The sequence below is a fragment of the Gracilibacillus salitolerans genome (assembly GCF_009650095.1).
In the GTDB taxonomy this organism is placed as follows: domain Bacteria; phylum Bacillota; class Bacilli; order Bacillales; family Amphibacillaceae; genus Gracilibacillus; species Gracilibacillus salitolerans.
Genome location: NZ_CP045915.1, coordinates 1,837,167 through 1,852,318 on the forward strand (window position 1 = coordinate 1,837,167; position 15,152 = coordinate 1,852,318).

16 protein-coding genes are annotated in these 15,152 nt (G+C 31.1%); all 16 read left to right on the forward strand.

Features of this window, described 5'->3' with window-relative positions; genetic code table 11:
- The first annotated feature begins 5 nt into the window (after positions 1-5).
- Complete coding sequence (flgL, locus tag GI584_RS08450) at positions 6-896, forward strand: flagellar hook-associated protein FlgL (protein ID WP_100361099.1); 891 nt, start codon at positions 6-8, stop codon at positions 894-896.
- 58 nt (positions 897-954) lie between these two features.
- On the forward strand, positions 955-1,545 hold the full coding sequence (locus GI584_RS08455; protein ID WP_153790951.1) for a DUF6470 family protein: 591 nt from the start codon (positions 955-957) through the stop codon (positions 1,543-1,545).
- 12 nt (positions 1,546-1,557) lie between these two features.
- Positions 1,558-2,004 carry a flagellar assembly protein FliW gene (gene fliW / locus GI584_RS08460; RefSeq protein ID WP_153790952.1) on the forward strand — a complete coding sequence of 149 codons (447 nt, stop codon included), beginning with the start codon at positions 1,558-1,560 and terminating at the stop codon, positions 2,002-2,004.
- Between the two features lies 1 nt (position 2,005).
- A complete protein-coding gene (gene csrA, locus GI584_RS08465) occupies positions 2,006-2,236 on the forward strand; it encodes a carbon storage regulator CsrA (protein WP_100361096.1) in 231 nt (76 codons plus the stop codon).
- A gap of 127 nt (positions 2,237-2,363) precedes the next feature.
- A complete protein-coding gene (locus GI584_RS08470; protein ID WP_153790953.1) occupies positions 2,364-3,197 on the forward strand; it encodes a flagellin N-terminal helical domain-containing protein in 834 nt (277 codons plus the stop codon).
- A 124-nt stretch (positions 3,198-3,321) separates the two neighbouring features.
- Positions 3,322-3,930, forward strand: a complete 609-nt coding sequence (locus tag GI584_RS08475; protein WP_153790954.1) for a DUF8042 domain-containing protein — start codon at positions 3,322-3,324, stop codon at positions 3,928-3,930.
- Complete coding sequence (locus GI584_RS08480; protein ID WP_153790955.1) at positions 3,920-5,761, forward strand: motility associated factor glycosyltransferase family protein; 1,842 nt, start codon at positions 3,920-3,922, stop codon at positions 5,759-5,761. Before GI584_RS08475 ends, GI584_RS08480 begins: the two co-directional genes overlap by 11 nt.
- Positions 5,762-5,775: 14 nt before the next feature.
- Positions 5,776-6,648, forward strand: a complete 873-nt coding sequence (locus tag GI584_RS08485; RefSeq protein WP_228552370.1) for an N-acetylneuraminate synthase family protein — start codon at positions 5,776-5,778, stop codon at positions 6,646-6,648.
- Positions 6,649-6,650: 2 nt separating this feature from the next.
- Positions 6,651-7,337 (forward strand): acylneuraminate cytidylyltransferase family protein, encoded by a 687-nt coding sequence (locus tag GI584_RS08490; protein ID WP_153790956.1) that lies wholly within the window; start codon positions 6,651-6,653, stop codon positions 7,335-7,337.
- Positions 7,338-7,419: 82 nt separating this feature from the next.
- On the forward strand, positions 7,420-8,097 hold the full coding sequence (locus GI584_RS08495) for a TylF/MycF/NovP-related O-methyltransferase (protein WP_228552371.1): 678 nt from the start codon (positions 7,420-7,422) through the stop codon (positions 8,095-8,097).
- Positions 8,098-8,134: 37 nt separating this feature from the next.
- Entirely contained in the window at positions 8,135-10,369 is a 2,235-nt protein-coding gene (locus tag GI584_RS08500; RefSeq protein ID WP_153790957.1) for a glycosyltransferase family protein, read from the forward strand.
- A gap of 23 nt (positions 10,370-10,392) precedes the next feature.
- On the forward strand, positions 10,393-11,382 hold the full coding sequence (locus tag GI584_RS08505; protein WP_228552372.1) for a sulfotransferase family protein: 990 nt from the start codon (positions 10,393-10,395) through the stop codon (positions 11,380-11,382).
- A gap of 29 nt (positions 11,383-11,411) precedes the next feature.
- Positions 11,412-12,293 (forward strand): glucose-1-phosphate thymidylyltransferase RfbA, encoded by an 882-nt coding sequence (gene rfbA, locus GI584_RS08510; protein WP_153790958.1) that lies wholly within the window; start codon positions 11,412-11,414, stop codon positions 12,291-12,293.
- Positions 12,290-13,276: a dTDP-glucose 4,6-dehydratase gene (rfbB, locus tag GI584_RS08515; RefSeq protein ID WP_153790959.1), complete on the forward strand. Its 987-nt coding sequence runs from the start codon at positions 12,290-12,292 to the stop codon at positions 13,274-13,276. Before rfbA ends, rfbB begins: the two co-directional genes overlap by 4 nt.
- Complete coding sequence (locus GI584_RS08520) at positions 13,263-14,399, forward strand: DegT/DnrJ/EryC1/StrS family aminotransferase (protein ID WP_153790960.1); 1,137 nt, start codon at positions 13,263-13,265, stop codon at positions 14,397-14,399. The genes rfbB and GI584_RS08520 overlap by 14 nt, the downstream gene beginning before the upstream one ends.
- A gap of 12 nt (positions 14,400-14,411) precedes the next feature.
- Positions 14,412-15,119: a WbqC family protein gene (locus GI584_RS08525; protein WP_153790961.1), complete on the forward strand. Its 708-nt coding sequence runs from the start codon at positions 14,412-14,414 to the stop codon at positions 15,117-15,119.
- Positions 15,120-15,152: the final 33 nt, after the last annotated feature.

Here is a 15,152-nt window from a genome sequence, read left to right on the forward strand (position 1 = left end):
AATAAATGAGAGTAACTCAAGGAATGTTAAGTGGGAATATGCTTCGTAACTTAAGTAATAGTTACAACAGTCTTGGAAAATATATGGATCAATTATCCACAGGTAAAAAAATTAATCGTCCTTCAGATGACCCAGTTGTCGCGATGAAAGGTATGGACTATCGAACTCAGGTGAAACAAATAGAGCAATTTGAGCGGAATATTGGTGAAGTTCATAACTGGATGGATAATACCGACTCTGCTTTAGATAAGAATCAAAAAGCTTTAGAACGGTTACGTGAACTAGCAGTACAAGCATCTAACGGAACGTATGAAGAAGGTCAACGTGCCAACATTGCTTCAGAAGTAGATGAATTAAAAGAACATATATTAGAAATAGCAAATACGAAAGTGAATAATAAATATATCTTTAGCGGAACAAAAACAGATGGCGATGGTGGAAATAAGCCTTATACTGTAGATGAGAACGGGAATATGAATTTCGAAGGAAACCAAGAAACTGTTAACATTGAAGTTTCCTCAGGTTCAAAAATTACAGTTAATATACAACCGGATGAGGTTTTTACGGAAGAATTATTTAACGATCTAACCGATTTTGCGAATGAACTACGTCAAGGTGATGATGCAATTGGAGAGTATATTGGAAAATTAGACACACATATTAATAACAACGTAGATGTAAGAGCTGACTTGGGAGCACGTCAAAATCGAATTGATTTAATTGAAAATCGTGTGCAAGAACAAGCTGTAACAGCGAAAGATATGATGTCCAAAAACGAAGACGCTGATATGGAAAAAGTTATTATGAATTTAACTTCACAGGAAGCGATTCATCGAGCAGCATTAAGTGCTGGTTCTCGTGTTATTCAACCAACATTACTAGATTTCTTACGTTAATAAACAAGCCTTACCTTGTAAAAAAGGTGAGGCTTTTTCTAAAAGGGAGGGAAAGGAAATGCAGTTACCTCAAATACGGATTCAGCAACAACATGCGATGATTGGTATGCAAAGCCGTGATGCTCAATTGTCGATTGATTCAGCACCTGCTAAACTGGAAATTAGTCAACCAGAGGCGGACTTGCAAATTACGACAAAGCAAGGAAATCTAACTATTGATCAATCAAAAGCACTAGCAGATGTTGGTATTTTTTCAACAGAAGAATCAGTAAAAAAGATGGCCAATGAAGCGATGCAAAAGGCAGTTGAAGGATCCAAAAAGCGTCGTCGCCAAGGAGATATGCTCATGAAAATTGAGAACGGTGGAAACCCACTGGCCCAAGTAGCAAAAGAGAATAGCCAACGGCCGGAGAAACAATTTAATATCGGTTGGATCCCATCTGGTGATGCGGTAAAGTTTGATTATCAGCCTGCAGAAGTTAACATAGAAGCACATGCCAATAAACCGATTATTAATGTAGAACAATCGAGAAACCAATTTCACTATCAACGTGGTGACGTTGATGTCTATTTGGAACAAGAGAATTGGATAGATATTGATTTTGAAAATGTAAAACTTGTAGGTAATAACTTCGAAATAGAAGTATAGAAGGGTGAAATTATGCAAATCAAGACGAAATATTTTGGAGAAACAGAAGTTAAAGAGGAAGAAATAATCCATTTTCCACATGGGATACCGGGGTTTTTAGAAGAAAAAAATTTTGTGTTATTAAGCTTTGAAGAAAGCGGTTTGTTTCAAGTACTTCAATCCACAAAAGGTGTAAATCCAGCATTTATCGTTGTTGATCCATTTCTTTTTATGAAAGACTATCAGTTTAAATTAGGCGATTTAACTATTGAACAACTAGAGATAAAAGAAGAAAAAGATGTATTGGTTTTAGCTATCGTGACTGTAAAAGATCCATTAGTAACAAGCACCGCAAACCTGAATGCTCCAATAGTAATTAATCAGACTAAGAAACTAGCCAAACAATATATAACAAAAAATCAAAAATATACAACAAGAGACGAAATTTTCAAACAAACCTCAAAGGAAGAGGTGGATTAATTTGTTAGTTTTAACGAGAAAAATAAATGAAGCGATACAAATTGGTGATGATATTGAAGTGAAAGTGATAGCTGTAGATGGTGATCAGATCAAGTTAGGGATTAATGCACCAAAAGATGTAGAAGTACATAGAAAGGAAATTTATCAAGCAATTCAGGAAGAAAATAATCAAGCAGCAAACCTTTCGACAAATTTACTAGAATTAATTAAAAAAAATAGTAAAAAGTATTAAACATTCTATTACACAGACCGATAATAGTATTAGGAACTAATTAAGGTGATTGGCGGCCGCTCTCACCAATTAGTATACAACCACAAGGATGTGGAAATTTTAAAATTCTCAAGGAGGAACTTTACTTATGATTATCAACAATAATATTCCAGCGATGAATACACATCGTCAACTAGGAATCAACCAAGGAAACATGCAATCTTCAATGGAGAAATTATCTTCAGGTCTACGTATCAACCGTGCTGGAGATGACGCTGCAGGTCTTTCAATTTCTGAAAAAATGCGTTCTCAAATCCGCGGTTTAGATCAAGCAAGCCGTAACTCTCAAGACGGTATTTCTATGATTCAAACTGCTGAAGGTGCATTAGATGAGACACACTCAATCCTTCAACGTATGCGTGAACTAGCAGTACAATCTTCTAACGATACTAATGTTGATCAAGACCGTCAAGCTCTTCAAAATGAGTTTGATGAATTAGGAGAAGAATTAGGAAGAATCAAAGACAATACTCAATTCAACAAACAAAATTTATTAGACGGTTCTACTGGTCAATCAGGTTCTGTTAGTATCCAAGTTGGTGCAAATGAAGCTGAATTAACTAATATCAACTTCAAAACTCAAGGTGTCGATTTGACAAGTGTTGTATCTGGAGCTCAAGCTGAAGATATTTCTACATTTTCTGGTGCTCAATCAGCAATTGAAGAAATCGAAGCACAAATCAAAACAGTATCTGAGGGACGTTCTTACTTAGGTGCTATGCAAAACCGTCTTGAACACACTATTGCAAACTTAGATAATGCTTCTGAGAACTTATCAGCTGCTGAATCTCGAGTTCGTGACGTAGATATGGCGAAAGAAATGATGGAGATGACTAAATCTAACATTCTTTCTCAAGCATCACAATCAATGCTAGCTCAAGCGAATCAGCAACCACAATCAGTATTACAATTATTAGGTTAATAGCTATTTTTTTAAAAAAGGTTCTGGATGGTATTCCCAGGACCTTTTTTGTTTTTTGTGGTTAAAAATTCTATTAAAATGCCGATATTATTAATAGGTAATTCAAAATAGTGGGAGGATCATCATGAAAGTAATCTTAAATAATGACAGGAAGTCATTAATTCACATTCAAACGAACGAGGTTTCACCTGTTATACAAGCTATAAATGAATTGATTGGATCAGAATTAATAATTAGTCATCTCATCATTGATGATCAAACCATTTATTCAGATCATGAATTGTATATTGAAAATTATATAAAAGACATTAAAGTTATTGACGTAATAGCAAAAACAAGAGCTGAGTTTATTAATGATACACTTTTAACTACAGAAAACTATTTGCTAAATTCCTTTGTCATAATAGATGATCTAACTAGCCAATTTTATAGTAACCCTATAGATGATTCTTGGAATACTTTTAAACAATTAACAAATGGTATACAGTGGCTAACAGATATGATTTTTATGGTCGATAGAATGGTAGAAAGACCTAATAATTGGGAGCAATACGTAGAAGTTTATTATCAATTACAAGCCAATATAAAAGAATTAGCAGACGCATTAGAAAATCATGATATTGTTTTAATAGCTGACATTATCCATTATGAAATAAAAGCTTTATTTGAAACATTAATGAAATTGATTACAAATACTATTGATCAAGAAGGAAGTCGTCACGATGTTAATTAATAATCGAAATTTATTACGTACTAAAAACCGCTTATTATTAGAACAACTCAATCAACCTTCTACAATAGCTGATGAGAAAATTGTTATAGAACCATCTAAAGTAGGTATACCAACCTTGAAGTTAAATGTCGAGGGGAAGTGGAAATATATACATAGTAAGTATGATCCGAATAAAGAAGCAAGGCGAACTTTTGAACAATTTGAGTTATCTAATGATACAGAACACGTTATTATATTTGGTGTAGGATTAGGATATCATATTCAGTTATTTATCGAAGCATTTCCTTCAATAACTTTCACTTTATATGAACCTGATTTAGATATATTAGCATATTGCTTAAATAATTATTCATTTGAAAAAAATAATCGAATAAATACAATTGTTCATGATAAGACCGAATTGTATAATGAATTGGCGAAGTTAACGGATCTCCACGGCAACTCTATTAAAGTATTAGCATTACCATCGTATATGCAAGTATTTAAGGCAGAGTTAGATGATTTGTATGAAAAAATGATTGATATACTTAAAAATAAAAAAAATCACCTCATAACAAATGTTTCTTTTCAGAAACAATGGACTATCAATGCAATCAAGAACTTTTCAAAAGTTTTAAAAACACCGAATATCTTTAAAGATGTTAATAACTTATTATTTGCTGGAAAGCCAGCAATTATTGTAGCTGCTGGACCAAGCTTAAATGAGGAATTTGATAACTTAAGATATATCAAGGAAAATGGGCTAGCTTATATATTTTCTGTTGGTTCATCAATTAATTCATTAATTGATGAAGGGATTTATCCTGATGCTGCTTGTACATATGACCCTAAGGAACAAAATCAAATTGTGTTTAAGAAATTAAAAGACAAAGAAATTGATAATATTCCATTAATTTTTGGTAGTACAGTTGGTCATGAAACGATTGAAGATTATCCAGGTCAGTTGTTACATATGATAACAAGTCAGGATACGGTAGCTACTGAGTTGCTAAGTGGTCTGAAAAATCACAAAATTGTTTTAGATGCTGCGTCAATTGCTGTTGTTACATTTCAACTTTTAGTTACGCTAGGCTTTGGTAAGATAATTTTAGTTGGTCAAAATCTCGCATTTCAAAATAAGTCAATGTATGCAACTGGTATTGATTATCATAGCAATTTTAATATAGATAACGAAGAATTAATTAAAGTAGAAGACGTGGAAGGGAATCAAATATTCACAAATCAAACCTTTAATTATATGCGGAAACAACTTGAAAGATATACGACAAAGGTTACGGATCAAATAGTTTATAATACAACAGTTGGTGGAGCTAACATAAAAGGAACAACTTACCGTCGGTTAATAGATATTATTTCAGCAGATTTAACCAAATCAGAAGTTGAGCCGAATTGGTTTAGGTACAATTCAAATTATGATCTAGATTACTCGATCACTAAAATCCAAGCTTTGAAAAAGAAAAAGAAGGACTTAATCAAGTTATTGAATGATGCAAAAAATAAAATCAATCAAATAGAAAGCACATTAATAGTAAACGCTGATCAAATAGAAGCAAGGTTTCAAAAATTTGATAAGGTGTTTGGAAAAATAAAGAAAAATAAATTTTATCTTACTTTTATCTCACCAATGATTAGAGTGCAACTTGAGAAATTGGCCGAAATATCGAGACAGATAAAATTAGCTAAAGACTATCAAGTGAAAACTAATTTAGTCAGTGAGCATTTTGGTAATATAATCGTTGAAATAGAGTCAGCACTTACATTTATTAGCGAAGAACTCGAAAAATTAGAAATTTCAATTAAAGAAGTAATTAGAACAAAAAATGATGATTAAGGTTGGTGTACAACATGAATATGAAGATACCCAGATTAGTAGCAGAAGTTGGTTGTAACCATAAAGGAGATATGGAATTAGCGAAGGAGTTTATCAATATTGCTGCTTCTTTTTGTAAAGTGGATATTGTGAAATTTCAGAAAAGAAGTAATAAAGAATTATTAACGAAGGAACAATATAATGCAGCACACCCTAATCCTGCAAACTCATATGGAAATACATATGGAGAACATCGAGAGTTTCTCGAATTTAGTATGGAACAACATAAACAATTAAAAGAATGGTGTGAAGAGTCAGGAATAATTTATTGTACTTCTGTTTGGGATTTAACCTCTGCCAAAGAAATTGCATCACTAAATCCTGTACTTATCAAGATTCCTTCAGCTTGTAATAATAATTTATCCATGTTGGAATGGTTAGCTGACAATTATCCAGGAGAAATTCATTTATCGTTTGGGATGACAAAATATGTAGAGGAAGAAAGAGTTATTCAGTTGTTTGAAGACAAAGGTAGAAATAAAGATTTAGTGATCTATAGTTGTACTTCAGGATATCCAGTTCCTTTTGAAGATATATGTCTCTTAGAAATAGATCGATTAAAAAAAAAATACCATAAAAGAGTAAAAGAAATTGGGTTTTCAGGACATCACTTAGGGATTGCTGTAGATATAGCTGCGTATACGCTAGGAGCATCTATTATAGAGCGTCATTATACACTGGATAGAACATGGAAAGGTACTGACCATGCTGCGTCTTTAGAGCCAGAAGGTTTACGTAAGCTAAAACGTAATTTAGATGTTACTCATGAAGCACTACAATTTAAGAATGAAGAAATTTTAGATATTGAAAAAGTACAAAGGGAGAAACTAAAATACAGGGAGAGATAAATTTGTTACCATATTTGGGTAAAAACATTGCTTTTATTCCAGTTAGAGGTGGTAGTAAATCCATACCGTTGAAAAACATAAAGAAAATTAATGGGGAGCCTTTAGTCTATTGGGTCTTGAATGCCACAGCTATGTGTCCTGAAATAGACCATGTTGTAGTATCGACTGACTGTGCAAATATTAAAAATGTAATAAATAGCTATAATTTTAATAATGTAACAATTATTGATCGATCTTTTGAAGTCTCGACAGACCAAGCTAGTACTGAAGCTGTAATGTTAGAATTCACAAAGAAATATGACTTTGACAATATTGTCTTAACACAAGCTACATCTCCCTTGTTATCTAAGAATGATATAAGTAAAGGTTTAATTCTATTTGAAAGTACTAATGTTGATAGTGTGATATCAGTAGTTCGTCAAAAAAGATTTATTTGGGAAGACTACGGAGATGGAGCAGTTCCTATTAATTATAATATCTATAAAAGGCCAAGAAGACAAGATTTTGATGGTTATCTAATAGAAAATGGCGCCTATTATATTACATCAAGGAAAGAATTGATTAAGACTGGAAATAGGATTTCAGGATGTATTGGAACAGTGGAGATGGCTGAAGAAACATATTATGAGATTGATGAACCTAGTGATTGGATTATAGCCGAGAGTTTAATGAAAAGTTTAAATAAATAGCCACTAATAAGTTTAACTGCTTATAAAATTATAACTCCAGTATAATATAAAATAAAATTTCATTTATATATGGATTAAAGGAATGAAAATTATGATTAAATTACCCTCTTTTGATAAAAAATTTGAATATGAAAATAATTTTTACTTATCTTGTGACTCTACGAGAATCAGTAAGTTTATTGCACATTATGAACTTTACAAGAGAACAGTAAATTTACCCGGTCATTTTGTTGAAACAGGTGTTTTTAAAGGTGCATCGTTTACTCGTTTTGCAGCTTTTAGAGAATTATTAGAAACTAATTCTTCCAAAAAATTAATTGGATTTGATACATTTGATAAATTTCCTGACACAGAATTTGAACAAGACAAAGGTTACAGGGAAAAGTTTGTAGGAGCTGCGGGAGATGAATCGATTACAAAAGATCAACTAATTCAAATACTAGAACGTAAAGGAAATAATAATGGTATAGAATTAATTGAAGGAGATATTACGCACACGGTTCCACAATATGTAATTAATAATCCAGAATTGAAAATATCGTTGTTGAATTTAGATGTAGACATATATGAACCTGCAGTAATTATTTTAGATGAATTATATCCTAAATTAGTAAGAGGAGGGATTTTAATTTTGGATGATTATGGTGTTTTTCCTGGTGAGACAAAAGCTATTGATGAATATTTTAAAAATAAAAATGTAAAAATCCAAAAATTACCATTTAGTAAAACGCCAAGTTTTATAGTTAAAGATGAAATATAGAATGGAAGAGTGATTAAAAAACAACTAAGGTGATTTAATGAAAAAAATAGTTATTTCAATCATTTCAAATGTATTAGTTAAAGATGAAGTAGTAATTCAGGAAACATATAATTTTTTCTCTGATGAAGGATATGTGATAGAACAGTTTTTAGATAATGAACAACAAATTCAAGTTGATCAACTTCCGCTTATAATTGATCAAATAAAAAGTAAATATAGTGAACAAGATCTTTTGAGAGTAATTGTGATATCTAATATAAGACCATTAATTTTAAGTTGGTTTCGATGTTATAATACAATAGCTGATGACTTTGTATTTTTAGTTAACAGTGATGAATCAATTAGAGTATATGAGAATCAACTACCTATAGTGAACTACTTATCAGAATATAGTGATAACTCTATTTCCGAAGAAAAGCTTATAGGGAAAATCTATATAAATGATTTTCCCATTGAATCTGGATTTGGGTTCTATCTATTTTCATTCGCAAGATATAATTATTTTCAAGGTTTAGAACACTTTGAAGAGCGCAGACATCAAAAGAACATAATTCAAAAGAACTATGTTTATAAAAATAATGAATACTTTTTTTTCATGAAAGGAATAAAAGAACGATTAGATATAAAATTGGATGAGTCTCATACTAAACCATTTCTAAATATAAATAAGAAATTAATTGCACTTTTAGAAGAAAATCCAGAGTTTATGATTCATTTATTTGTTGAAATATCTAATTTGGATGAGAGAAAAGCATTTATTTATGATCTTTTAATGAAGCTTATTGAGGTTTATTCATCCTTTACTCCTGATAAACAAATCAATTTTTATAGTATGGTCAAAAAATATATAAAGAAAAGCAAAATAGCATTCGTTGATAAAATGAGCTTTTATAATATATTAGTGAAACTTGAAGCAACAAAAGACATAATACTACAAGATATAATTAGTGAAATAAAACAAGATAAGGAAAATATCAAGTATCACTATCCATTGATAACAAATTCACTATTTTATGTTTCTAAGGAGCGTGTAGAAATATATCCGGAAGTTATTAATGATAGAATGGATATTTTGGAAAGAGTATTAAACTATTACAATCCTAAAACAGTAATGAAATACAACTCAAAATTAAAAACGGGACGAGTCAAAAAAATTGCAATAATCACAAGTCAATTATTAGATATTAAACATTCTCCAACATTGCTAGCGCTAACTGTTACCAAATATTTGAAAAAAATAGACCCTTCTTTAGAAATTAAAATCTATGTCGATGATATGTATATATATTGCAAAGAAGAGCTAGGATTTCCGCATATGTATACTTCAATAAATTCCTATAAGGTAAAACAAACTCATGATGAATTTTTAAGCGGTATAGAGGGAATCGAGGTCGTGTATACGAATAAAAGTGACACCCGTAAAAAGACGTTACAAAATGAAGTGTCAGAAGTAATAGATTTTAATCCAGATGTGATTTATTTAATGGGGGCAGATTTTAGTTTGAGAGCTTGGGAACTAAGTAAACAGATACCAACAGTGGTAATGAACATGACTCCAGAACCATCTAATTTTAAGTATGGGCATATTTACACAGCTAAGCATGATGTTAGATTATTTGAATCTCAATTGCGTAAATTTAATATTAAGCAGAATGATCGAATCTTTAAAAAAGTAATTCACGGTAATGTTTTACCACCATTAAAAAAAGATTATAAAAGAAGTGACTTAGGTGTTGGTAAAAATGATTTCGTTATAGTAACTGCTGGAAATAGGTTAGATGGGGATATTGATATAGATTTTATAAACATTATCAAAGCGTTTCTAAATAAATTTTGCAATGTTAAGTGGATTTTAATAGGTAATGGAAACCATAAATTGATAAAAAGAGAATTAGTAAATGAGGTTAATAGTAGAAGAATTATCTTTAGATCATATGAAGAGGATTTACAATCTATTTTCAAATTATGTGATTTATATGTAAATCCGTTCTGTGAGGGAAATGGTAGAATAGGAAGAATGGCAATGAACATGTATTTACCTATAGTAAGTCATACTTCCGCTTCTGATATTTCAGATAATATCGGTAGTGAATATCAGGTGGATAAAGATAAATACCTTCTAAAAATGATTTATTATTATGAAAATGAAAATGCAAGGGAAAGTGTAGGAAAAACAATGAAGGAAAAAGCTCAGGCAAATGTAAAGCATCCTTTAAACTGGGCAAAGCATTTAATAACAGTATTGAATACAGCATTTGGTACTAAATTATAATAATTATAATAGGAGAGAAATTTATGACGTATTTTTTTTTAATGTGTTCAGAAAGGGCTGGAAGCAATCTTATTACGAAAATGTTTGACGCTCATCCTAAGGTATGTGGTCCATCACCAAAACACATTTTAAATCCTGTTTTACGAAATCTATTTCGATACAAGGACTTAAATAATGTTAGGAATTGGGAATATTTGTTGAATGACATTTATCAATTAATTGAAGTCAATTTTTCGATTTGGAAAAAGGAATTTACAAGAACAGAGTTATTCGATTTAGCACCACCTGGTGAAATTTCAACATTATTGAAAAATATTTTCAATGCAGAAGCCTTACAAAATAAAAAACAACATATTTTTATAAAAGAAAATCAAATTTATCAAATTATGACTTATATATTAACTTTCTTTCCTAGAGCCAAATTCGTCTATCAGGTTAGAGACCCCCGAGATATGGCATTGTCTTGGAAAAAAAGTACTATTCATCACGGTGGAGTCATTCAAGCGGCAAGAAGGTGGAAATTAGACCAGCAACAATTTGCAAAAGAACACTTTTTATTGAAGCAACAAAAGAGAAGTATATTAGTGAAATATGAAGAACTAATCACAGATCCTGAAATGTATTTACGTGACATTTGCAGAGCACTGGATATTGAATACAGTAGTTCTATGATTAAATTTTATCAGATAGAGGAAACTAAAATAAATGCAAACAAAAATATAGCATGGAGTAATTTGTCTCGTAAAGTGATAAGTCAAAATAAAAATAAGTATTTGGATGAGCTAACTGAAAAAGAAATAAAGTGTATAGAAAAAATTTGCTATCCCGAAATGAGTTTCTTTAACTATCAAACTGAAAATTCAATTTCGGAATTAGATAACATTACTGAGAAAGAATTGAAAGAATTTGATACTATAGAACAAGAGTTATACTTAAACAAAGAGAATATTAGGCAAGAAGTATATAAAAATATAGAAGCTAAAAAAGTTTTTTATCACAAAATAATGAATTAACTATCAAAAAGAAACAGTGGGGTGATTTGATGAAGGGAATAATACTTGCTGGTGGATCTGGTACAAGGTTATATCCTTTAACTAAATCCATTTCTAAACAAATGCTCCCTATATACGATAAACCTATGATTTATTACCCCTTATCTGTATTAATGCTAGCAGGTATTAGGGAGATATTAATTATTTCAACTCCACGAGATTCTTATTACTTTAAAGAATTATTAGGTGATGGTGAGAATCTAGGAATAGATATTATTTATAAAAATCAGGAATACCCTAACGGTTTAGCTGAAGCATTTATAATTGGAGAGGATTTTATTGGAAATTCACCAGTCTGTTTAGTGTTAGGTGATAATATATTTTATGGTTCAAATTTTGGTAATATTGTGCAAAGACATGCGAATCTGATAGAAGGTGGCTTAATCTTTGGATGTTTAGTTAAAAATCCTAGCAGTTATGGAGTCGTAGAAGTTGATGAACAAAAAAACGTATTGTCCGTCGAAGAAAAGCCTGTTAATCCTAAATCTTATTATGCAATACCAGGTCTTTATTTCTTTGATAGTAAAGTGGTGGATTATGCCAAAAAAGTAGAGCCTTCAGAAAGAGGGGAATTGGAGATTACCTCAATAATCGAAAGGTATCAACAAGAAGAAAATTTAAAGGTACAGCTTTTAGGTAGAGGTTTAGCTTGGTTAGATACTGGTACGCATGAATCCCTTCTTGAAGCTTCTAACTTTGTAGAAGCAGTACAAAAACGCCAGGGGTTGTACATATCTTGTATTGAGGAAATCGCTTATCGACGTGGGTATATCGATGAAAAACAATTAAAAAGTTTAGCCCAGCCACTACTAAAAACAGAATATGGAAAGTATTTACTCGATATATTAGAAATGGATGGAATAGTAATATGAAAGTTTTAATTACAGGCGGAGCAGGATTTATCGGTGGTAACTTTGTTTCTTACATGATCAAAAAATACCCAGCATATGAAATATATAATTTAGATGCACTCACGTATGCTGGAGATTTAGCGAAGCACGAGGACATTCTAAATCATAAAAATTATCATTTTATTAAAGGAAACATTGTGAATAGATCGGCTATTTACTCCTTATTTCAACAGGGGAAATTTGATTGTGTCATTCATTTTGCAGCAGAAAGTCATGTTGACCGTTCGATAGAAGATCCCGAAGTTTTTACCAGAACGAATGTTTCAGGGACACAAGTGCTCTTAGATGCAGCTAAGGATATTGGTGTAAAGAAATTTGTTCACATTTCTACGGATGAAGTGTATGGTGAATTGGAATTAAACTCAGATAATCTTTTTACAGAAACAACCCCATTACAGCCAAACAGCCCTTATAGCGCAAGCAAGGCATCTTCTGATCTTTTAGTCAATTCTTATTATCGCACGTATGATTTACCAGTAAATATAACGAGATGTTCCAATAATTATGGACCATATCAACATGCGGAAAAATTAATTCCATTAACGATATCGAAGGTTTTAAATAAACAGGAAATTCCAGTCTATGGCGATGGCAAAAACGTCCGTGATTGGCTTCATGTTTATGACCATTGCACTGCCATAGATTTAGTACTTCATGAAGGAGTTAACGGAGAAGTATACAATATTGGCGGAAATAATGAAAAATCAAATATTGCCATAGTATCTTCCATAATAGAAATACTGGATGGGTCACTAGATTTAATCGAATATGTAACTGATCGATTAGGCCATGACAGAAGATATGCCATCGATTCATCTAAAATAAGCAAATTAGGTTGGCGACCTATGTATAATTTTAATATAGGGTTGAAAAAAACAATCGATTGGTATGTAAAAAATCAGAACACTTTTAAAGAGAAGGTTAATAAAAATGGAAATGTTTAAATATCCTATATATGTTACACAACCACTAACTCCAAATATTTTAGAGGTAACAAAAGAAATTGAGCAAGTATTAGAGAGTAAATGGTTAACTAATTTTGGAAATAAGCATGAACTACTAGTAGAAGAATTAAAAAATTATTTAGAAGTAGGTCATTTATCTTTGTTTAACAACGGAACATCGGCTCTTACTTTAGGTCTAAAAGCATTGGAGTTAACGGGAGAAGTAATTACAACACCTTTCACTTTTCCTGCAACCGTTCAGGCACTGGACTGGAACAATTTGACACCAGTATTTTGTGACGTTGAAAAGAATTCTCTGAACATTAATCCTGACAAGATTGAAGAAAAGATAACAGGTAAGACATCTGCTATCTTAGCAGTGCATGTATTTGGAAATCCTTGTAATGTTGAAAAAATTCAACAAATAGCAGATAAATATAACCTAAAAGTAATTTATGATGGTGCTCATGCCTTTGGTGCACAATACAAAGGAGAATCGCTTGCTAATTTTGGAGACATGACAATGTTTAGTTTTCATGCAACAAAATTATTTAATACGATCGAAGGAGGGGCATTAGTATATCCTGATAATCGTTTAGCTGAAAAATTAAGAGTGTTGACTAATTTTGGCTTATCTAGTCCCGAAAAAGTAGAAGTATCAGGTTTTAATGGAAAAATGAATGAAATTCAAGCAGTAATTGGTCTAGGGAATTTAAGAGTATTAGAAGAAGAACGAAAAAATAGAGAGAGAATCAGGCAAACTTATGTTGGTGAATTTACAAAAATTCCCGGAATTCGTATTATTACAAATAGAAAGAAGAGAGAAAGCAGCTATCAATACTTTGTAATTGAAATTGATGAAGATGAATTTGGTATATCAAGAGATAAGCTTCATTACGGACTTAAGTCGTATAATATTTTTACTAGAAGATATTTTTATCCTTTGTGTAGTGAATTTCATTGGTATAGAGATTTAGATTCAGCAAAACGAAAAAATTTACCAATAGCTTGGGAAAAAGTTAACCAAGTTTTAACACTCCCATTTTATGGTGGTTTAGAAGACGAAAAAATAAAAATAGTTTGTGATGCAATTAAAGAAATACAATTTAAGAATGCGTTATAGAAGGAGTAGCATATGAAGAAAACAGCTATTATGCAACCATATTTATTTCCGTATATTGGTTATTTCCAACTTATACATGCAGTGGATGCTTTTGTTATATATGATGATGTTCAATATATTAAAAGAGGTTTCATTAATAGAAATAAAATATTAGTTAACAAGAATGAACATTTATTTACTTTTAGTGTTAATAAAGCACCTAGAGATTATAAAATAAATGAGAGGTTTTATTCCGAAGCCTTTTTTAAACAAAAGGAAAACTTTTTACATACAATAGATAGAAATTATAAATTTTCTAAGAATTTTAATGAAATATATAGATTATTAGTTAATATCTTAGAAGTGGATATAAAGAATAATGTTGCAAAAATTAACTATTTTACTATAAAAGCAATAGCTAAATATTTAGATATTAAGACTACATTTTTATTTTCTTCTGATTTACCTGTTCCTACGGGTTTAAAAGGACAAGATCGGATCTTAGCAATTAATTCATTAACGGACAGTCAGCATTATATTAATGCAATTGGCGGGGAAGAGTTATATACACAAGATGTTTTCTCAAAAAACAATATAGACCTTAATTTTCTACAAACTAAACCTATTGAGTATAATCAAAACACGGATCAATTTATACCAAACCTTTCAATTATAGATGTCTTGATGCATAACTCAAGAGAACAAGTGCACGAATTACTGAATTCCTATATACTCGTATAAAAAGAACAGGCGGTATATTGAAAACAACTTTAG

Coding starts and splice junctions, on each gene's coding strand:
- rfbB (WP_153790959.1), top strand. CDS start 12,290: ATGAAAGTTTTAATTACAGGCGGAGCAGGATTTATCGGTGGTAACTTT.
- flgL (WP_100361099.1), top strand. CDS start 6: ATGAGAGTAACTCAAGGAATGTTAAGTGGGAATATGCTTCGTAACTTA.
- GI584_RS08475 (WP_153790954.1), top strand. CDS start 3,322: ATGAAAGTAATCTTAAATAATGACAGGAAGTCATTAATTCACATTCAA.
- GI584_RS08485 (WP_228552370.1), top strand. CDS start 5,776: ATGAATATGAAGATACCCAGATTAGTAGCAGAAGTTGGTTGTAACCAT.
- GI584_RS08525 (WP_153790961.1), top strand. CDS start 14,412: ATGAAGAAAACAGCTATTATGCAACCATATTTATTTCCGTATATTGGT.
- GI584_RS08500 (WP_153790957.1), top strand. CDS start 8,135: ATGAAAAAAATAGTTATTTCAATCATTTCAAATGTATTAGTTAAAGAT.
- GI584_RS08520 (WP_153790960.1), top strand. CDS start 13,263: ATGGAAATGTTTAAATATCCTATATATGTTACACAACCACTAACTCCA.
- GI584_RS08455 (WP_153790951.1), top strand. CDS start 955: ATGCAGTTACCTCAAATACGGATTCAGCAACAACATGCGATGATTGGT.
- GI584_RS08495 (WP_228552371.1), top strand. CDS start 7,420: ATGAAAATTATGATTAAATTACCCTCTTTTGATAAAAAATTTGAATAT.
- GI584_RS08470 (WP_153790953.1), top strand. CDS start 2,364: ATGATTATCAACAATAATATTCCAGCGATGAATACACATCGTCAACTA.
- fliW (WP_153790952.1), top strand. CDS start 1,558: ATGCAAATCAAGACGAAATATTTTGGAGAAACAGAAGTTAAAGAGGAA.
- rfbA (WP_153790958.1), top strand. CDS start 11,412: ATGAAGGGAATAATACTTGCTGGTGGATCTGGTACAAGGTTATATCCT.
- GI584_RS08505 (WP_228552372.1), top strand. CDS start 10,393: ATGACGTATTTTTTTTTAATGTGTTCAGAAAGGGCTGGAAGCAATCTT.
- GI584_RS08480 (WP_153790955.1), top strand. CDS start 3,920: ATGTTAATTAATAATCGAAATTTATTACGTACTAAAAACCGCTTATTA.